Annotated in this window: 21 protein-coding genes and 3 tRNA genes; 17 read left to right on the top strand and 7 right to left on the bottom strand. The window is 41.4% G+C overall.

What is annotated here, in order from left to right; genetic code table 11:
* Window positions 1-4: 4 nt before the first annotated feature.
* The 4 genes from NSS82_RS06690 to NSS82_RS06705 all read left to right on the top strand — a co-directional run bounded on the left by NSS82_RS06690 (window position 5) and on the right by NSS82_RS06705 (window position 2,267).
* Window positions 5-706, top strand: coding sequence for an ABC transporter ATP-binding protein (locus NSS82_RS06690; protein ID WP_076272108.1), 702 nt, complete (start codon window positions 5-7; stop codon window positions 704-706).
* 71 nt (window positions 707-777) lie between these two features.
* Window positions 778-1,968 carry an ABC transporter substrate-binding protein gene (locus NSS82_RS06695; RefSeq protein ID WP_076272107.1) on the top strand — a complete coding sequence of 397 codons (1,191 nt, stop codon included), beginning with the start codon at window positions 778-780 and terminating at the stop codon, window positions 1,966-1,968.
* A 138-nt stretch (window positions 1,969-2,106) separates the two neighbouring features.
* Window positions 2,107-2,178, top strand: a tRNA-Glu gene (locus NSS82_RS06700).
* A gap of 6 nt (window positions 2,179-2,184) precedes the next feature.
* Window positions 2,185-2,267 (top strand) — tRNA-Leu (locus NSS82_RS06705).
* An 87-nt stretch (window positions 2,268-2,354) separates the two neighbouring features.
* Here the strand turns inward: NSS82_RS06705 and NSS82_RS06710 are convergent.
* Complete coding sequence (locus NSS82_RS06710) at window positions 2,355-2,978, bottom strand: hypothetical protein (protein ID WP_051491199.1); 624 nt, start codon at window positions 2,976-2,978, stop codon at window positions 2,355-2,357.
* 227 nt (window positions 2,979-3,205) lie between these two features.
* On the opposite strand from NSS82_RS06710, the gene NSS82_RS06715 reads away from it, so the two are divergent.
* Complete coding sequence (locus NSS82_RS06715) at window positions 3,206-3,571, top strand: helix-turn-helix domain-containing protein (RefSeq protein WP_036681672.1); 366 nt, start codon at window positions 3,206-3,208, stop codon at window positions 3,569-3,571.
* A gap of 88 nt (window positions 3,572-3,659) precedes the next feature.
* Window positions 3,660-3,742: transfer RNA gene (locus NSS82_RS06720), tRNA-Leu, on the top strand.
* Window positions 3,743-3,810: 68 nt separating this feature from the next.
* Here NSS82_RS06720 and NSS82_RS06725 read toward each other — a convergent pair.
* A complete protein-coding gene (locus NSS82_RS06725; RefSeq protein ID WP_076104853.1) occupies window positions 3,811-4,320 on the bottom strand; it encodes a GyrI-like domain-containing protein in 510 nt (169 codons plus the stop codon).
* A gap of 172 nt (window positions 4,321-4,492) precedes the next feature.
* On the bottom strand, window positions 4,493-4,972 hold the full coding sequence (locus NSS82_RS06730) for a glutathione peroxidase (RefSeq protein WP_036681674.1): 480 nt from the start codon (window positions 4,970-4,972) through the stop codon (window positions 4,493-4,495).
* 180 nt (window positions 4,973-5,152) lie between these two features.
* On the opposite strand from NSS82_RS06730, the gene NSS82_RS06735 reads away from it, so the two are divergent.
* The 10 genes from NSS82_RS06735 (at window position 5,153) to NSS82_RS06780 (ending at window position 12,487) form a co-directional block, all read left to right on the top strand.
* Window positions 5,153-5,575, top strand: coding sequence for an organic hydroperoxide resistance protein (locus NSS82_RS06735; RefSeq protein ID WP_036681676.1), 423 nt, complete (start codon window positions 5,153-5,155; stop codon window positions 5,573-5,575).
* Window positions 5,576-5,765: 190 nt separating this feature from the next.
* The gene (locus NSS82_RS06740; protein ID WP_036681678.1) at window positions 5,766-6,044 is read left to right on the top strand and encodes a hypothetical protein; all 279 of its coding nucleotides are present in this window, start codon (window positions 5,766-5,768) and stop codon (window positions 6,042-6,044) included.
* Window positions 6,045-6,138: 94 nt separating this feature from the next.
* Complete coding sequence (locus tag NSS82_RS06745) at window positions 6,139-6,558, top strand: thiol-disulfide oxidoreductase DCC family protein (RefSeq protein WP_038569098.1); 420 nt, start codon at window positions 6,139-6,141, stop codon at window positions 6,556-6,558.
* Window positions 6,559-6,637: 79 nt separating this feature from the next.
* The gene (locus NSS82_RS06750; RefSeq protein WP_076272106.1) at window positions 6,638-7,549 is read left to right on the top strand and encodes a copper amine oxidase N-terminal domain-containing protein; all 912 of its coding nucleotides are present in this window, start codon (window positions 6,638-6,640) and stop codon (window positions 7,547-7,549) included.
* Between the two features lie 31 nt (window positions 7,550-7,580).
* Entirely contained in the window at window positions 7,581-8,015 is a 435-nt protein-coding gene (locus NSS82_RS06755; protein WP_036681683.1) for a DUF6526 family protein, read from the top strand.
* A 185-nt stretch (window positions 8,016-8,200) separates the two neighbouring features.
* On the top strand, window positions 8,201-9,364 hold the full coding sequence (locus NSS82_RS06760; RefSeq protein WP_051491201.1) for a hypothetical protein: 1,164 nt from the start codon (window positions 8,201-8,203) through the stop codon (window positions 9,362-9,364).
* Entirely contained in the window at window positions 9,357-10,589 is a 1,233-nt protein-coding gene (locus NSS82_RS06765; protein ID WP_076272105.1) for a CpaF family protein, read from the top strand. Before NSS82_RS06760 ends, NSS82_RS06765 begins: the two co-directional genes overlap by 8 nt.
* A gap of 29 nt (window positions 10,590-10,618) precedes the next feature.
* Window positions 10,619-11,422: a type II secretion system F family protein gene (locus NSS82_RS06770; protein ID WP_076224665.1), complete on the top strand. Its 804-nt coding sequence runs from the start codon at window positions 10,619-10,621 to the stop codon at window positions 11,420-11,422.
* Window positions 11,423-11,435: 13 nt separating this feature from the next.
* Entirely contained in the window at window positions 11,436-11,960 is a 525-nt protein-coding gene (locus NSS82_RS06775) for a hypothetical protein (RefSeq protein WP_178944169.1), read from the top strand.
* A gap of 326 nt (window positions 11,961-12,286) precedes the next feature.
* Window positions 12,287-12,487 carry a hypothetical protein gene (locus tag NSS82_RS06780; protein WP_076272103.1) on the top strand — a complete coding sequence of 67 codons (201 nt, stop codon included), beginning with the start codon at window positions 12,287-12,289 and terminating at the stop codon, window positions 12,485-12,487.
* 255 nt (window positions 12,488-12,742) lie between these two features.
* Here NSS82_RS06780 and NSS82_RS06785 read toward each other — a convergent pair whose 3' ends face one another.
* From NSS82_RS06785 to NSS82_RS06800, 4 genes are all read right to left on the bottom strand, one after another.
* Window positions 12,743-13,366: a hypothetical protein gene (locus NSS82_RS06785; RefSeq protein ID WP_076272102.1), complete on the bottom strand. Its 624-nt coding sequence runs from the start codon at window positions 13,364-13,366 to the stop codon at window positions 12,743-12,745.
* 480 nt (window positions 13,367-13,846) lie between these two features.
* Window positions 13,847-14,056, bottom strand: coding sequence for a hypothetical protein (locus NSS82_RS06790; RefSeq protein ID WP_076272101.1), 210 nt, complete (start codon window positions 14,054-14,056; stop codon window positions 13,847-13,849).
* A gap of 33 nt (window positions 14,057-14,089) precedes the next feature.
* Window positions 14,090-14,389, bottom strand: a complete 300-nt coding sequence (locus NSS82_RS06795; RefSeq protein WP_076272100.1) for a hypothetical protein — start codon at window positions 14,387-14,389, stop codon at window positions 14,090-14,092.
* Between the two features lie 648 nt (window positions 14,390-15,037).
* On the bottom strand, window positions 15,038-15,511 hold the full coding sequence (locus NSS82_RS06800; protein WP_036681919.1) for a hypothetical protein: 474 nt from the start codon (window positions 15,509-15,511) through the stop codon (window positions 15,038-15,040).
* 530 nt (window positions 15,512-16,041) lie between these two features.
* Between NSS82_RS06800 and NSS82_RS06805 the strand changes: the two genes are divergently transcribed.
* Window positions 16,042-16,998 (top strand): hypothetical protein, encoded by a 957-nt coding sequence (locus NSS82_RS06805; protein WP_076272099.1) that lies wholly within the window; start codon window positions 16,042-16,044, stop codon window positions 16,996-16,998.
* The last annotated feature ends 608 nt before the right edge of the window (window positions 16,999-17,606 follow it).

A 17,606-nucleotide genomic window follows, 5' to 3' on the forward strand; every position in this document is an offset into this window, starting at 1 on the left:
GACCATGCTTAGCGTACAGGGGATCAATGTATATTATGGGGCTATTCATGCCTTGAAGGATTTAAGTATGGATGTAAAAGAAGGCGAGATTGTAACTCTAATCGGCGCAAATGGAGCAGGCAAGTCCACATTGCTTAAGACGCTTTCGGGACTGCTGAAACCCAAAACAGGCAGTATAGATTTCATGGATAAATCTATTACGAATCAGAGTGTTCAAGCCATCGTAAAACAGGGGCTTATTCATTGTCCGGAAGGCAGGCGTGTATTTGCTAATATGTCTGTGGAAGAAAATCTGGAGCTAGGAGCTTTTTTACAAGATTCGGGCAGCTTAGCTGCTGATTTTGCCAAGGTCTACTCCACCTTCCCGCGTCTTTTAGAAAGAAAAAAACAGCTTGCCGGCACATTATCCGGCGGGGAGCAGCAGATGCTTGCTATGGGGCGTGCGATGATGGGGCATCCCAAGCTTTTATTATTAGATGAACCCTCGATGGGGCTTGCTCCATTACTCGTTCAGGATATTTTTCGGATCATCCAGGAAGTAAATGCCTCTGGAACAACAGTGCTTCTTGTAGAACAAAATGCCCATCAGGCGCTTAAAATTGCTCATCGGGCTTACGTTCTTGAGACGGGCAGAGTGGTGCTTGAGGGAGATGCCAAGGAATTGGCAGATTCGGAAGAGATCAGAATGGCTTATCTGGGACATTAATTCATCGGCTAGTTCATAACAGCATCACAGAAAGAACCTATAAATTATTTATTTTGGGAGGCTGGAAGAGGATGAAGAAAATCGGGGCCATATTGCTGACTGCGTTACTGGCTGGTGGATTGCTGACAGGCTGTGGGAACAAGACAGACAACACTACTGCTGAAGGTGGGAATGCTGGTGGAGGGACCATCAAGATTGGAGCAGACCTTGAGCTTACAGGCGGCCAGGCTTCCTTCGGTGATTCTGCACTCAAAGGGGCAAAGCTGGCGGTAAAAGAAATTAATGACGCAGGTGGAATACTAGGCAAAAAACTTGAACTGATTGAAGCGGATAATGCCTCCAAGTCGGAAGAGGCGACACGCGCAGCGCAAAAGCTGATTACTACCCATAAAGTTGTAGCTATTATCGGTGCAACTACATCTACGAATACCCTCGGGATTGTTCCCGTTGCTCAAGAAAAAGGCATCCCGCTGGTTAGCTCCTCAGCCACCAATCCCAAAGTGACAGTTGATGAACGTACTGGAGATTTGAACGAATGGGTATTCCGGGCCTCTTTTATTGATCCTTTCCAAGGTGAAGTAATGGCTAACTTTGCTAAGGATACACTTAAAGCGAAGACGGCTGTTATTTATACGGATGCTTCAAGCGATTATTCCAAAGGGCTGCAGACCTTCTTTAAAGCAACGTTTACTAAGAACGGTGGCTCTATCTTAAGCGAAGAATCCTATCAACAAAAAGATTCTGATTTTAAAGCTGTATTAACACGTATTAAAGAAGCTAATCCCGATGTTATTTATCTTCCAGGCTATTATGAGGAGGTCGGCAAAATCGTAAAGCAAGCTCGCGAAATGGGGATCACCGTTCCGTTTATGGGCGGGGATGGCTGGGATTCACCTCAACTGGCTGAGATTGCCGGAGCGGATGCCCTAAACAATACGTTTATGTCCAATCACTATTCACCTGAAGATAGCTCGCCAGAAGTAAAATCGTTCGTAGATGCCTTCAAAGCTGCTAACGGTGATCTTGTTCCAGATGGGATGGCTGCGCTTGGATATGACGCCGTGAAACTAGTGGCAGACGCCATTACACGTGCGGATTCCACAGAACCTGAGAAGCTGAAGGATGCACTGGCGGGGACGAAGGATTTACAACTGGCCACGGGTAAAATCACTATGAATGAAACGCATGACCCGGTAAAAGCAGCTGTGGTGCTAAAGTTTGTAGATGGGGTACAAACCTTTGAGGCAAAAGTAAATCCATAAGCGTTGTGATTAGAGGCGCGTACCTTTATTGGTGCGCGGTTCTTTTAGTTTAAACTTTTTTTAAAAAAAGGCTTGTCAAAATTCTTATGGTTTGATATACTCATTTTTGTTGTGACAAGAAAATAACTTGTAAAGCATGGCCCGTTGGTCAAGGGGTTAAGACACCTCCCTTTCACGGAGGTAACATGGGTTCGAATCCCATACGGGTCATATTATGCGGTAGTGGTGGAATGGCAGACACGCTATCTTGAGGGGGTAGTGGGTGTATACCCGTGGAGGTTCGAGTCCTCTCTACCGCATACAAATAAAAAGTAAGAAACCCTTTGTTCGCAGAGGATTTCTTACTTTTTTTTATAAGATCAGAAGTGAAATTCAGTGGCCTCAGGTCATCTCTTAAAAGCCCCAGCATACTGGGGATAGAGCTGTCTTATGCAGTCTGGGCAGATATCATGGGTGAATTGCAAAGAAAGCTGATGCTTTAAGAAATGTTCAATGGTGATCCATTCATCCTTGGGATTACGAATACATTTACAGGAAGCACAGATTGGGATTAGCTCAAAAGATGATGGTAAGGTTGAACGGAGGTTTATGATCTCCGGATGAAGAGGTTCTTCTTTATAGGGGCCCACATCATATAGTGAAATTATAAAAGTGGCTTCTGGGTGCGGATCTGAGAGAAATGGATAGATCTCCAAACGGAAGATTCGTTTCCCTTTATTAGCGGTTTGTATGGAGAATTCGGAAGTATAAACCTGATGCTCTCTGCGGAGTATATATTTCACTGATTCATAAAGCTTGGCCCATTGATCGGGATCGATAATCACATCTTGCATGAGCTCTGAGTAATACGCACCAATCCATTTCTTATTAGTAGAAAGACCATATTCATGACTAAAGGCCTTCCACCTACTGTTGGTGAACTGGATAATCCCATGACTGTTGATCACCACCGCATTGTGCGGTAAAGCTTCAAGTGAATGGATAATGGAAGATGATAAGCATTTTGACAAAAGTCACCGCTCCCTCCTAGAGATCATTCAGGATGATAAGTTAACAAAGGGGGCCAGACGGTATTCTAACAGATACTTGTCACCTGAGTCGCCTCTTATCGTCACTCCAGCCATATGATATAATCGGATAATACATAACAATACTAATTATATACTTTTTTACGTTATTTTGCAATAGGAAATTACGTAAATAAGTAATTTATTTTTAGATGGAGGGCGATTCACCGATGCAGACCATATACGAACGTATAGAATACCTGATTAAGCAGAAAGGTTTGACCAAAAAATCATTCTGTGAGCAGTTAAATATCAGCACAGGTAATATGGGAGATTGGAAGCGGGGGAAGACTACTCCAGGAACACATAAGCTGATTGAGATCGGTGATTTTTTTCATGTTAGTCTGGACTGGCTTATTCTCGGCAAAGATACACCGGATACTGTACGAGAGAGCGGCGTAGACTATGATTTGAGTGATGTTCAGCTATCGGAAAGCCGAGTAGATGAATTACTTCCAGCAGAAAAGAATTTTATCAAGGAATATATAGCTTTTGCTGAATATCGTAAACAGAAAATGGTCGACGAAGAATCTTAAAATCTGCATCTTTACTTTTGAGAAAAGTACATTTATAATAATGAATGTTGACCTCAAACAAATTTATGTTCTATGTTTAACACACCGCGCGGTAGTGGTGGAATGGCAGACACGCTATCTTGAGGGGGTAGTGGGTGTATACCCGTGGAGGTTCGAGTCCTCTCTACCGCATACAGAATGAAGAAAGAGGCCTTGCGATGCAAGGCTTCTTTTTTTTGTACATTCCTCAATCACATAACCTACTTCTTTACAAGCGGCACGCATAGATTGGCTTCGAATCCTTCATCATCCGGACCGGACTTTTCCGTGTATTGGATGTAAAAGACTCCATCAGGGTTGAACTTATAACCGGAATCCGGCAGCCATTCATTATGTATATAATTCCAGGTGTGTTGAAAAGCCAACTGAGGGAAACCTTTTGCAGTAAATATAGCATAGGTAGACGCAGGAAGTTTCTTATGAACAAGGCCTTCAGGGATACAATCTAACTGCTCGACTTCAACACCAAGGAAAAAATCAGTATCCCATGCGGTATGCTCCCACAGTGTAGGCACGGATGTACGGTTCTGAAATAGACCGAGATAACAACCGCTGCTTTGAACTTTTGTGGGTATAGCATCAAATTTTGCATCAATATCCAGCTCGCCAAAAACATATTCCCAAAGATTCGCGTATGGCTCCCCGGATGAGTTTACATTTGCCCAGCCAATAACATTTAGTTCGGGTATATCAAGCAGTTGAACAGTCACCGATTATCCCTCCCAGAAAAAATATTCCAACAATATTATAAAATATTCCAAGAGATTAAAGGGTGCTGATATATAGCGATATTATGACGTTCTTTCAAGTTGAAAAGGATACTTTACCGCATAACAACAGGGGGGGGCTGTGTGATGTGGTGAGTATCCTTTTACTAAAGAATTATTTTAAAAGCTTGGAAATATCGGATTCGATCTGCTGTGGAGTGGTTTTAGGAGCAAACCGTTTTAGAACACGGCCATCTTGGTCAACTAGAAACTTCGTAAAGTTCCATTTCACGTTTTTTGAGCCTAAGACACCAGGGGCTTCCTTAGATAAGTATTTGAATAATGGATGTGCTTCATCACCTTTTACATCAATCTTCTCGAACATAGGAAAGGTTACCCCATAATTAATCTCGCAGTATTCCGCAATTTCATCACTTTCGCCAGGCTCTTGTCCAGCAAATTGATTGCTTGGAAATCCTAATACTTCGAACCCGCGGTCCTTAAACTTCTCGTACACTTCCTGAAGACCTTTATACTGGGGAGTAAATCCACATTTGCTGGCAGTATTCACAACCAGGAGTACTTTACCTTTGTACTTTGACAATGATTCCTCTTCACCCTTAAGAGTGTTGACCTCAAAATCATAAATACTCATGGATGACACCTCCATAGCTAATTTAAGTTTTTAACAATTTAATTGTACACTATTTATGGTCTGGAGCCAAATAAGAAAGTATTATGAATCATTCCTCATCTTCGTTTCAAATCATACCTGTTGTTTAAAGTATAAAGTATGAGCATGACCAATACAGCTTGATGAAGGAGAAGATGACTCATGAAAGCATTATACACAGCAACTACAACAGTCCATGGCGGTCGTGAAGGCTCCATTGAATCCTCGGATGGCGTGTTAAAGCATAATCTAAGCATGCCTAAAGAGCTTGGAGGACCGGGAGGTTCCGGTACCAATCCAGAGCAATTATTCTCGGCTGGTTATGGAGCGTGTTACGAGAGTGCACTAGCGAATATCGCGCGTAAAGAGGGCGTGAAACTCCATGACGTGGAGGTAACTTGTAATGTGTCCATTGGGAAGGATGACAGTGATGGAGGCTTTAGACTAGCTGTGAGAATGGATGTGAAGCTGCCAGGGATTGAGCATGACAAAGCAGAGGAACTGGCGAAGAAGGCTCACGAATTCTGTCCTTACTCCAAAGCAACCAGAGGTAATATCGAGGTTGAATTAAAGATTGTTGATTAAATGTATCTGTATATATTTTATGGAAATAATGGCTAAATAGAGACGTAAATCATAAAAGAGTAATAAATAGCTGCCGTGTTAGGCGTCTTTGGTTGACATCACCCTTAAAATTCTTTAATATGTCTAAGTATCTGAGAATGTGCCTGCGTGTGCAATTTACAACCAAAAATTTAAATAATGGGTGATGAAGATGTCTTACAGACCGAATATTACGAATGTGACCAAAGCCAGCAGCAACGATAAGGAAGGATTGTACGAGTTCATTATCAAGCTTGCTGATGGAACGGAGTGCCGCGCGTTTTATCATCGGTTTCCGGAATGGAAAATGACGAACATCAGCCGCCTGCTTAAAACTCCATGTCCAATTTGCCGCAAAGATTTCATCTGCAAATGCATGGAGGCATTCACTGCTGATTTCGAAGGGCAAATGATCGGGGATCAATGGATTGAGAAAGCAATCGCAGAATAATTAAAGAACGGCACTTGATGGCGCGGGAGGATATCCCGCGTTTTTGTTTACCCAAAAAAGCAGAAATTTACGCCTTTAAGACGGAGGGGGAGCCATGAACGAAGAACTGAACCTTATGAAAGATAAGTCCATTGTATTGATAGACGGAGTGTGTCATCTTTGCCAGGGGGTAGTTCGTTTCATTATCCCGCGTGACCCCGAGGCTAAATTTCTATTCGCACCTTTACAGAATGAAATTGCGGCAAATCTAATGAAAGAGTCCGGACTTCAGCCTGGACAATTAAACACGGTGATTTTACTGGAGAACGGAGTGTATTATACAGAGTCGGCCGCTGTGCTAAGAATTGCCCGTAAATTGAGATTTCCTTGGCCTGCCGCATACGTGTTCATCTTAGTACCACGCCCATTGCGCAATGCCCTTTATCGGTATGTAGCTAAGAACCGCTATCGTTGGTTCGGACGTGATGAGCAGTGTATGCTCCCTACCCCAGAGATCAAACGGAGATTTTTGTAAACCATAATCTGGGAGAATGTTATAATGAAACTATAAATTGGTATAGTTTTTTCATATTATCACTAGGGGTGAACGAATAGTGAAACGGAAAGGGCTTCTGCTTTTTATAGTCATGTTGTTATCTTTAAGTATGATCGGTACGGCCTCAGCTGCCCCCAAGCTTCGTATTATGGTGAACAATTCAAGTGTGGATGTTGGTGTGCAAATCGTGTCGGGGAAGACGCTGGTTCCGCTGAAAGCTTTTGAAAGATTCAAGAATACTTCTATTCAATGGGATGCCAATACCAAGCAAGCTACGATTGCTAGAGATTCTATGAAGATTAAGCTTACGGTTGGTTCACGGACGGCTTGGAAGAACTCGGAAGCTGTACAATTGGATGTATCGGCCAAAATAGTGGATGGAAGAGTAGCGGTACCCCTGCGATTTATTGCGGAGGCTCTTGGAGCGAGAGTAACAGTAGATGCTGCTACGAATACAGTCTGGGTTCAGGAACGGGCCAATGCTAAACTTGTGCAGAATTATAATAGTAATGACTTAGTTGTTTCCCGCATAGCTGCTTTGCAATTCCCGGTTGAAGAAAGAGAACCCTCCAAATTGACGGGTGGTAATGAAGCATTGTCCATGACGTATTATTTTCCTGAAGGCAGATCTGATGGTTATTTTATAATGTATGGACATTTCGTAAAGTATTATGAGATCAAGGATAATATTGTAAAAGTAGTTTGGGAAGCTGATCTGGATATGTCCAAAGAGGCTACAAATAAAGATTTTACCGCGATATTCGGTTACCCAGTTGCGAAGGAATATGGTAAAGCACCTGTTCTAGCTCCATCTTATGCCTCTTTTTATACGAGTGTTTGGGGAAGTCAGATTATTTATGGAATGGTTCATGCGGATGGAACTACTAAAGTTTCAGGACAGTCTCTGACTTGGGACGATACTAGAAAACCATTTGTCGTGGCTATACCTGGAGAGACCAAGCTTCAGTAATATATAAGTCAAATAAATATGGAGATGAATTATGAATAAGGGGAAACCTAAAGGTTTTATGCGTTTTGATTGGCCTTATCATTTTGTAACTATGCCGCTTGCGCTGATTATATTTGTATGGTCGGGAATTTATGTCGTTCAGGTGTTACGTGATGATGGTGCTTTAACAGTGCCCTTGCTATTATTTGGTTTATCTCTATGCCTGTTATTTGCGATTACTCGAATTCGAATTTATGCGACAAAAAATCAGGATCGAGTAGTGAGGGTGGAGGAGCAGTTCCGGTATTTCCGATTGACAGGTGAAGCATTAAATCCAGAGCTTGAATTAGCTCAGATTATTGCGCTTCGGTATGCAGGAGATGAAGAGTTTCCGGCACTATGTCAGCGGGCGGTGAAGGAAAAGCTTAGTCCTGCCGATATCCGGTCTGCCATCAAGAATTGGCGCGAAGATACGATGAGAGTCTAAAAACCACTTGATGTGCGAAAAAACTTATTGCTGCCTTCTTATATATATGCTACTATAGCTGTAAATTAAAGGGATAGTAACGGAAGCACCGTTCAATGTACCGTATCCACGGTTATTGTCGGTGCTTTTTTGCTGTCTTTTTTTTGATAATATTTATAAATTTCTTACGAAAGGAGAGAGGTTTTATGGCGGCAAGGATTGTACTCGCAGTGCGTGAAAGCCAATATATCGAACCATTGCTACACTATCTTCATCATAGTGAGTATGGAGAAATGCTGCGAATTACGGCTTTTAGCCGGCTGGATGCTTTTATCGAATTTATGAGGGGAGAGGATATGCCGGATGCTGTTGTAGGTGACGTTACTTTTATCGAGGCTTGGCTTGTGGAGGGAAGAAATAAGGTGCCTTGGGCAGTTTTGAGTGAGGAGGGTGCTTATCTTAGCAGGAGTTCTAAGAGCTTGGCTGGAGGCATTATGATTGCGAAGTATCAGGCGCTGCCTTCTCTGCTGGGAGCATTTCTTCAGCTATGTGAAGTGAAACGAGCTAGAGGTTCCTCTGTATTAGATGAAACGCTGCTGCTCGGTATCGTCTCCTCAAGCGGGAACACGGGCAAAACCACAGTAGCTATGAATATGGCTAAGCAGCTAGGTGAAATGGGGCTTTCGGTATTTTATTTGAATCTTGAAAGTGTGGACAGCAGTGGATTATTTTTGCGCCCCCCTGCAGGGGATACGCCTGGACTAGAGCGGCTCCTTTATGAAATCAAAGCTAGTCGAGATAAGGGCGGAGCCGATACGATTGATTTGGGACAATACGTCATCAGGTATGATCACCTTCGAAGCGCTGCATTTAGGCCAATTATTAATGTAAAAGAAATGCTGCAGATGACTACGCAGGATACGCTAGATTTATTGGGGCTGTTGGTTGCCGAAAGGAATTTTGACGTAGTGATTGTAGATACCGGCAGTATTGAAGAAGAACGTGCCAAAGCTGTGTTACATAAATGCGGAATTCTATTGTGGGTAGTTAGAAATGATGAGGTAAGCATTCATAAGACCATGAGATGGCTATCCCATTGTAATGCTCCTAATTCTGGTATGCCCTCCCAAGTGATGGATAAAAGTAGATTTGCAGTGAATTTTGCTGCAGATGGTTTGGAGGTGTGGGCACCTCCCGAAGGGATAACCGTTGAAGGTGTACTTCCATATATCCCATCTTGGACACTGCAGCATCGTGAGGAGCTTTTTCTGAACTCACCACAATTCCAAAGGGAGATCTTACAGCTGTGCAAGCAGATTATAGAACCGTCGCTTCCGCAAGTATTCACTGGTAAGGGTTTACATGAATGAGGAAATGTTTAAGGCACTTCGTAGTGACATCCGGGCAGGATTAGATGTTACTTCTGCAGTTGGAAATCGTGAACTCACCCAATATATTGAAAGGACAATTTTGGACAGCGAAAATCTGCGTTATTTAACAGCACAGGAGAAACATGAGCTCGTGAAGAGATTGTTCGATTCTTTTCGAGGGTTGGATGTGCTTCAGCCCTTAGTGGATAATCCGGCGATCACTGAGATTATGATTAACAGCCATACTGAGATTTTTGTAGAAGAGGAGGGTCAGATTCGTCGCCTTCATTTGGAATTTGAGTCCAGCAGCAGGTTAGAGGATATTATCCAGACGGTTGTATCCGGTGTGAACAGGGTTGTAAATGACTCTTCTCCTATCGTTGACGCTCGGCTAAAAGACGGATCGCGTGTAAATATCGTGCTTCCGCCAGTAGCTCTGAAGGGCCCGGCGATGACCATTCGTAAATTCCCTGAAACACCGATGACGATGCAGGATTTAGTCCGTCGTGAAGCCTTAAGCTTGGAAGCCGCAGAGCTGCTGCAAATCTTAGTGGCTGCTAAATACAATATTTTTATTAGTGGCGGGACCGGCTCTGGGAAGACCACATTTCTTAATGCGTTATCTCAGTATATCCCCCCACAGGAGAGGGTCATTACGATAGAGGATTCCGCTGAACTGCAGATTGTAACCGTGCCGAACCTTGTTTCACTGGAGACCAGGAATGCCAACACGGAAGGTAGAGGGGAGATTTCCATCCGGGATTTGATTCGTTCTTCCCTGCGAATGCGGCCCAACCGGATTGTTGTGGGGGAGGTACGGGGAGCGGAATGTCTCGATATGCTGCAGGCGATGAACACCGGACACGATGGAAGCTTGTCTTCGGGCCATAGTAACAGCGCACACGATATGGTCAGTCGACTGGAGACGATGGTGCTGAGTGCTGCGGAGCTTCCGGTAGCTGTTGTTCGCCAGCAAATTTCATCGGCAATTGATATCTTCGTACACTTATCCCGTCTCCGTGATCGTTCCAGGCGGGTGATGGAGATCAGTGAGGTTGCGGGGCTGAAAGACGGGGAAGTAATCTTGAATCCTTTATATGAATTTCAAGAAGCTGGTGAACGAGAGGGACGGGTGCAAGGGGGGCTGCTTCCCTGTGGTAATCCATTGTTGCATACAACGAAGCTTAGGATGGCTGGCGTAACCTCCTATCCATTGGCTCAATAGAGATTCAAAATTCCAGAAGGGGGGAGGTCATGCTTAAGTTTAAATTTGTTGCTGCAAAGCCTGTAGAAGCGGATCCTGATGGTCCTTCTTTGTTGCCAGATTATAAGGTATACGAATTGACCTTGCTGCAGAGGATTCTGACCCTTACTGCAGGTGGACTGCTGATGTATGGAATTGGATATCTTTTTTATCATCATTGGCTGCTGTCGTTGCTGCTTATGCCATGCGGAGCTTATGCCCCGCGTATGCTGCGTAACTATTTGCTGAAAAGACGTCGAAATGCACTGAATTTACAATTTAAGCAGACGTTATTTTCGCTTTCTTCCTCCCTTTCAGCTGGGCGTTCGGTGGAGAATGCATTCCGAGAGGCGGTTCAGGATTTACGTATGCTCGACCCGGAGGGAAGCAGTGATATGATCTCCGAGTTAAACATTATCTGTGCACGCATGGAATATGGACAGCCTGTGGAAGAAGCGCTGCGGAACTTTAGTGAAAGAGCGGGAATGGAGGACATCGAGCGATTCGCGGATGTGTTCTCGGTCTGTAAACGTACTGGTGGTGATCTTGTAGAAGTGGTGCGCCGTACATCAACGATTATCGGTGAGAAGCTGGATATTCAGCAGGATATTGCTGTAAGTATTGCTCAGAAGAAATTTGAGGCTAAGGCACTGCTGATATCTCCGCTGATCATGGTGATGTTTATGAGTTTGACGGCTGGAGAATATATGCAACCTATGTATACAGGAGCGGGTATAGCCATATCGACAATAGCGCTTGTTGCTTTATTCCTATGTTATCTCTGGACTACTAAAATAATGGACATTCCACTGTGAAGGGGGTGAAAACATGCGCTGGCTATGTGCGGTGGTTACTGTTATTTTGCTGATAGTCTGGGTTCTACTGCGAATTCAATGCGGCAACAGATATGTCGCGTTACGCAGTCTTCCTATGGAAGGATTACGGCTTCGGAAGTTAGGCGAACCGTTATTACTGCTTATTGAGAAGAGTGGTATCGCCAGTCGGTTTCCCTCACTGCTGTTCAGAATTCAGCGTTCTCTACAGCGCAGTTATGGGATGCGTTATAGCGCAGAGCGGACCCTGCTGTTCATGGGTGAGATGATAAGTTACAGCTGGCTGTTGCTTGTAGGTGGAAGCTTGATCACAGCATTTAGTGGCGAACAGGCAGGTATGATATTGGGTGCTTTTTTGGCAATTGCTCTACCAACCGCTATGGTCAGTGATCTGCACAAAAAGGTGAGGGTAAGGGAGCAGAATATTATGCTCGAATTGCCAGAGCTGCTGAACAGTATTGTGTTGTTGGTTGGCGCAGGAGAGACCGTGCAACGAGCTATTATTCGCTGTGTGGAATGATTCGATTAAATATAGTTGGCAATGATAAAAAATAGTTGGCAAAGCATAATTAAAGTTGGAAAAACGTATTTAAAGTTGGCAACGAAAAGCTCGAAAAGCGAATACAGAGCGTCCGAAACGATTAATTTAAAGTTGGCAATGAAAAATCGAAGGATTATGCCGCTGATTTTGAACATTAAGAATGGTCATGAGACGTTCGACATAAAAAGAAGCCTGCTTATTCGCTGCGTAGGCGCATTTTTATTCATACATAAGGGGCTTTATGAGGTTGGAACTTATGAGGGCTTATATGCGAAATAGAGCCCGTTAGAGATGGAGGAGACAGTATGACTAAACGAATTATCACAACCGACGCCGAACTAAAAAGTGTAATGATAATGGGCGCTCTTGTAGACGTATGGATGGGGAATCATCTATGTGAGAAAAATCTAATGATACATAGTTATAGTTCATCAGCGATTCAAAGTAAAAACAGTTATTATTTGCGTTTGAACGTACAAATTGTTCGGAAGGATGTTCTTCAGTAAGAGAAGCGAAGTTTTAATAAAGAAGAAGCGGGGACCAAGACTTAATAAATCTTGATCCCCGCTGTTTCCATCGATCAATGTTTTCTTGGTAAGGAATCTGATTGCATAATTTTGCCTGTAATTAAGGGGGATTATGATGTGTGATAGAAGCATATAGCGAAGTAACAAAGAGTTACGAATCCGATAATTGCGAAATAAATATGAAATATAGATTTGAAAAATGAGCATCTCTATCTAGGGAGATGCTCAATTTAACTATTTTCTTAAATGGTTAAGCAATTCTTTTGCAGCATCTAATCGAACCTGCTCATTTTCTGCATTATTTGCTAAGTTACGCAGAATTTCTAACATATCATCTATAACTTGCTGCTGATTTGAATTAATTTTATTTTCACTATTTTTTGTGGAGACATTAATAATTTGATCTAGTTCAGACTCCTCATAGCTTCCTGGATATTTACATGTAGTTCTTGGATTCTTTAACATCGTTTGAATTGAAGCGTTTAGAGAGTCATAAGATACAGCTACTAACCAAGATATACTTTTTGTATGTGGCATAAACAGATCTAGGTATTCTGGTTTCCATTCGTATGAACCATTGATTTTGCCAATATGAACATAGTCATTGTTGTCTTTTTCGCGGATTAAGATGAGATCGCCTTCCTTAGTGTTCAGAAACGTCTTAACGGTACCGAGATTCGTTCTTAGGGATTGCCCTTCGTATCCATATTCATCGTGTAAGATTTCTTTAACTTGATCCATTGTTTTTCCTGTCAAATCACCAGTGGCATGCCAACCAATTGCTACTAAGTTTTTTTCTAAGAAAAGTGGGAGTCGCTCGATATTATGTGGTTTAGAGCGAAGCATAAAAATATTCATTATCATCACCTCATCCTTACATAGTAACCTACTTAGCAGTTACTAATTAGTTTATAAATAACCTATAATAATTTCGGCGTTTTGTCAATGGTTTATTATTTGTTGAACAGTTCAAGCAAACGAATTATCACAACAGATGCTGAGCTAAAAAGCGCAATAAAAATGGGTGCACCTGTAGACATATGGATGGGGAATCATCTGTGTGAGAAAAATCAAAGGATAAGTAGCTACAGCTCATTAGCAATTCAGAGTAACAATAGTTATTATTTGCGTCCGAATGTACAAATTGTTCGTAAGGATATTCTTCAATAAGGTAAGAGGACCTAATTCATGAAAAAGGATAGGCAAAGGACATCTTGCAATCCCATGCAACCTACTTAATGAGAAGATAAATACCCATAACATAAAAGAAAAAGCTCAGATCTCTCTGAGCTTAGAGGGGCGGCTACAAGCACTGCCTGTATCTAAAATTCATTATAATTATTTTCTAGACCAAAAGAACTCTTTATGACCAGCTTCTCGTTTTCTATCCTCAATTTGTTTCTGAATAGCCCCGACAGATGAGCGTTGCATCTGGTTTGCAAGCAGTGGTGCAATTATTTCCATCTCTTGTACGTTTTCCACTTTGGAGGCCACCCAATCCAAAATCGCCTTTTCCGTGTCCGAGTAAGAAAGTCCGTCTCTCATCATTTTCGCGTCTCCTCTTTAATGTTTACTTTTCATTTATACAAATACTAAATCGGTTACATCCAAGACTGTTGCTGGATTAGCTGTTTTATAGATTATTTTTTTCCCCTTTAGCGGGCTTGAGATTTCCTCTAATTCAAAAGCAACTCGATCAGGTTCCATCTCATCTTTTTTGTAACTAATAACCCTGTAAACTTCAAGAATTTCACCTCGATACACAGCAGCAAGTTCTTCTTGATTGTACAAGCGATCAATATTCATTCTCCAGGCTCTGCGAACACGCGCCTTCAAGGATTCTTTTGAATTTGGTACTTCATTCACTTTAATAATGATCATTTAATCACTTCACTTTCTTTTTAGTTCTTTGTACTTACCATTAACATTCTTTACATTTTCTTTTTACTTTCTTAGTATATTCTTTTTGCTTTCTTTTTTCAAGCGTTAATTAGCTTGGTTATTGATTTTAGTATCAGAAAGGCCATACCAGTAAAGACTTGGGACTTAACGGTACGCCTACTTGTTTGCTCTGTAGGCGTCTGTTTGTTCATACATAAAGAAAAGCTTATTGGGATGGTAATAATGAGGGCTTACACGAGTACAGAGGCTCGATAGAAATAGAGTGTATGAAATGACTAAACGGGTCATCACAACCGATGCCGAATTGGTGCCCCTGTAGACATATGGATGGGAGGTTATCTGTGTTAGAAAAACCGAATGATAACCAGCTTCAGCCCATCATCGATTCAAAGTAATGACAGTTATTATTTGCGTTTGAACGTACAAATTGTTCGGAAGGATGTTCTTCAGTAAGAGAAGCGAGGACCAAAACTTAATAAATCTTGGTCCCCGCTGTTTCCATTGATCAATGTTTCCTTGGTAAGGAATCTGATTGCATATTTTAGCCTGTAATTTAAGGGGATTTATGATGTGTGGTAGATGCAAACTGTGAACTAATAGGGCACCGAAGTGCCCAACAAGTTTCTATTATTTTTCTGGTGTGAAAGTAAAGGTTTCTTTGTACTTTCTATGATGGGTTTCGTTGTTTGAAGGTTTTCCGTACCAGCTAATTTCGATTTGAAGTTCCTTTGAATCAACTGAAATAGGGAAGTTAGAAAAGTCGACTAACTCACCATGTTTAAAATTCTTATGATGATCGTCTGAAATGCTTAATCCATACTTTGTTTGGGTATTTGGTTCATCTCTATAGGAGTTAAATACGACATTTTCTAATCCAGCTCCGATATTGGTGATAATAATGTTGTACATTTCACTTTCATTTTCACGAGGTTTTGACATCTTGGAGGTATATTTCTCAACTTTTTTGATTTCAACTTTCCACTGATCAGATTGTTTTGATGTAGGTGTTTTGTAGAGATCATTTGATGCTACGGCAGCATATGGAGAAATTCCAACGGCTATAAAGCAAAAAACAAAGAGAATTATTAGTTTTTTCAGCATTGTTGCCTCCTGTGAAATAAACATTTTTTGATTAGTATCTCTTTAAGAAGAAAAAATATTCTATTGCACAGTACGAAGAAACGAATCATCACAACGGATGTCGAATTGGCACCGTGTAGACATATGGATGGGGAATCATCTATGTGAGAAAAATTTAATGATAAGCAGTTACAACTCATCGGTAATTCGAAGTCACGATAGTTATTATTTGCGTACGAACGTACAAATTTTTCGGGAGGATATTCTTCAATAAGAAAGAAAAAGCGGCGAGCAAGGCTTAATTAGCCAAGCTTTTGTCGCCGCTGTTGCCATTGAACTAATGTTCTTTGATAGCTTAACACCACCGATAGCTTATAACTATATTTCCAAGGTCTAAAAGTTTTTCTATCTATTTCTTTATTTTCATCGATCAACTGTAGGAAGAAAACGATTAGCACTAACAAACGCTACGCAAATGATCTTTTTTTACAATATGAGATTTCGGTTGTGTAATTATATGGTATCCTGTTAAAAAAGAGGGGGATACCGTGATGACTTGGGATATCAATTTTCAATCTGCTGATGAACTAGTGCAGACATTTAAAAAGCATAATAATCAGGCGTATGATCTATTTCAAAAGCATCCAGAATACGAGGAAGTCTTAATAAAGAGGGCTGAGGAAGCAGGTTATAATTACTTTGAAGTTATGAACGTTGGAAATGCAGAAGAGGTTATTATATTTCAGTTATGGGAAGATATCCTCTCCTTGTTTACTGAAGAAGAGGTGTCAGAATTAAAAAAGAGAGTAGCAATCGGACTTGTCAATAGCGGTGAGCACAGAGCGCGAGTGGAGAGAACTAAATATGATGTCATTCTTATCAACTATGGCATGATTACCTTTATAAATCAGTGCACAAAATATAAAATAGCATCCAATGAACTTGAATATATTGAATTCTGCGACAGAAAAGAACCAAAAACGGTCACGTTGGATGATATCAAAACATTTTACAACGAACTGATTGGCAATTATAGAACACACGGGGTTCCATTCGGTCCACTCATTCTCCTAGCTAAGGAGGCAGATTTTCTGCGGGGGGATATGCTCTATGTTAAGGAGCTGTTTATTGTATCGCATGAACTCGCTCACATTTTACTGGATCATAGAGAACAATCACATGAGGTAGAATATCATGCTGACCATCTTGCATATCGCATTACAAAAGATGTTCTTACCAAAAAGCGGATCTGGCTTAATGAAAAATTTATGTTGTTAGCTCTCAAGGATCTGTTTCAGGATATGCAGCATCTAAGAGGGGCGGTAGAAAGCCCCACTCATCCCCAGCCATATGGACGGCTGCTTCAGCTCACAACATCATATTATGGAGAAAAACTAGCAAATGCTTTAAAAAAAGCATTACTCTATGGTGATAACGGAGAATATGAGAAGCTATTGAGCGAAATTCCAGATTACCCACAAAACGTGCTACAGCAAGGGAGTGACTGAAATCAGATGCTGCACCGCTGGTGCAGCATTTTCACCACGCTAACCTGGTATAGCTTAATGAAGCAGTATCAGTCTTAATGCTTACTTTCTCAGTCTGTGTTGTCAAAAGAAAATCCGAAAAATAAGTGTTAGATTCGGGAAATAAAGTTCCAGTAGGTCGAGTTATCTTTAATATCCTTTCGCTTTTGATAAATCAGGTGATTCATTTGGATATGATAGTATATTGCGATGGGATTAATAAATATGTGCAACTTAAAGACTAAGGAAAATAAAACAAAAACATGGGAAATTCATAACAGTTTAATACTTAATGATGAAGGTTTTTTAATAGTTATTTACTTAAATTTCCTAAGTAAGAACGACTGGGAATTCGAGTATAGGATATGGAATGCTGAGAAAATCCCTAAAGTAACCTTGTTAGAGGGGAACCCCCGATAGTTGAAACTATGTTGGAAGAAAAACGAGATATTGAAATGCTATCTTTGTATTTATTCCCTGAGCATGGCTTTAAATTTGGTGTTCGCTGAAAATAGAGTATTAGACTGGAGTTATTGATTAAACGGGTTTTTGCATTGAAGAGTTATCAGTTTTAAAAACAAATTTTAACT

Source organism: Paenibacillus sp. FSL H7-0735, from assembly GCF_038008505.1.
Taxonomy (GTDB): Bacteria; Bacillota; Bacilli; order Paenibacillales; family Paenibacillaceae; genus Paenibacillus_AQ; species Paenibacillus_AQ odorifer.

What these genes read in the sequence shown, in the direction of transcription:
- NSS82_RS06755 (WP_036681683.1), top strand. Translation starts at nt 7,581, where the DNA reads ATGAATAAGGGGAAACCTAAAGGTTTTATGCGTTTTGATTGGCCTTAT.
- NSS82_RS06805 (WP_076272099.1), top strand. Translation starts at nt 16,042, where the DNA reads ATGACTTGGGATATCAATTTTCAATCTGCTGATGAACTAGTGCAGACA.
- NSS82_RS06780 (WP_076272103.1), top strand. Translation starts at nt 12,287, where the DNA reads ATGACTAAACGAATTATCACAACCGACGCCGAACTAAAAAGTGTAATG.
- NSS82_RS06715 (WP_036681672.1), top strand. Translation starts at nt 3,206, where the DNA reads ATGCAGACCATATACGAACGTATAGAATACCTGATTAAGCAGAAAGGT.
- NSS82_RS06790 (WP_076272101.1), bottom strand. Translation starts at nt 14,056, where the DNA reads ATGATGAGAGACGGACTTTCTTACTCGGACACGGAAAAGGCGATTTTG.
- NSS82_RS06695 (WP_076272107.1), top strand. Translation starts at nt 778, where the DNA reads ATGAAGAAAATCGGGGCCATATTGCTGACTGCGTTACTGGCTGGTGGA.
- NSS82_RS06800 (WP_036681919.1), bottom strand. Translation starts at nt 15,511, where the DNA reads ATGCTGAAAAAACTAATAATTCTCTTTGTTTTTTGCTTTATAGCCGTT.
- NSS82_RS06775 (WP_178944169.1), top strand. Translation starts at nt 11,436, where the DNA reads ATGCGCTGGCTATGTGCGGTGGTTACTGTTATTTTGCTGATAGTCTGG.
- NSS82_RS06785 (WP_076272102.1), bottom strand. Translation starts at nt 13,366, where the DNA reads ATGAATATTTTTATGCTTCGCTCTAAACCACATAATATCGAGCGACTC.
- NSS82_RS06770 (WP_076224665.1), top strand. Translation starts at nt 10,619, where the DNA reads ATGCTTAAGTTTAAATTTGTTGCTGCAAAGCCTGTAGAAGCGGATCCT.
- NSS82_RS06730 (WP_036681674.1), bottom strand. Translation starts at nt 4,972, where the DNA reads ATGAGTATTTATGATTTTGAGGTCAACACTCTTAAGGGTGAAGAGGAA.
- NSS82_RS06745 (WP_038569098.1), top strand. Translation starts at nt 6,139, where the DNA reads ATGAACGAAGAACTGAACCTTATGAAAGATAAGTCCATTGTATTGATA.
- NSS82_RS06690 (WP_076272108.1), top strand. Translation starts at nt 5, where the DNA reads ATGCTTAGCGTACAGGGGATCAATGTATATTATGGGGCTATTCATGCC.
- NSS82_RS06735 (WP_036681676.1), top strand. Translation starts at nt 5,153, where the DNA reads ATGAAAGCATTATACACAGCAACTACAACAGTCCATGGCGGTCGTGAA.
- NSS82_RS06795 (WP_076272100.1), bottom strand. Translation starts at nt 14,389, where the DNA reads ATGATCATTATTAAAGTGAATGAAGTACCAAATTCAAAAGAATCCTTG.
- NSS82_RS06760 (WP_051491201.1), top strand. Translation starts at nt 8,201, where the DNA reads ATGGCGGCAAGGATTGTACTCGCAGTGCGTGAAAGCCAATATATCGAA.
- NSS82_RS06765 (WP_076272105.1), top strand. Translation starts at nt 9,357, where the DNA reads ATGAATGAGGAAATGTTTAAGGCACTTCGTAGTGACATCCGGGCAGGA.
- NSS82_RS06740 (WP_036681678.1), top strand. Translation starts at nt 5,766, where the DNA reads ATGTCTTACAGACCGAATATTACGAATGTGACCAAAGCCAGCAGCAAC.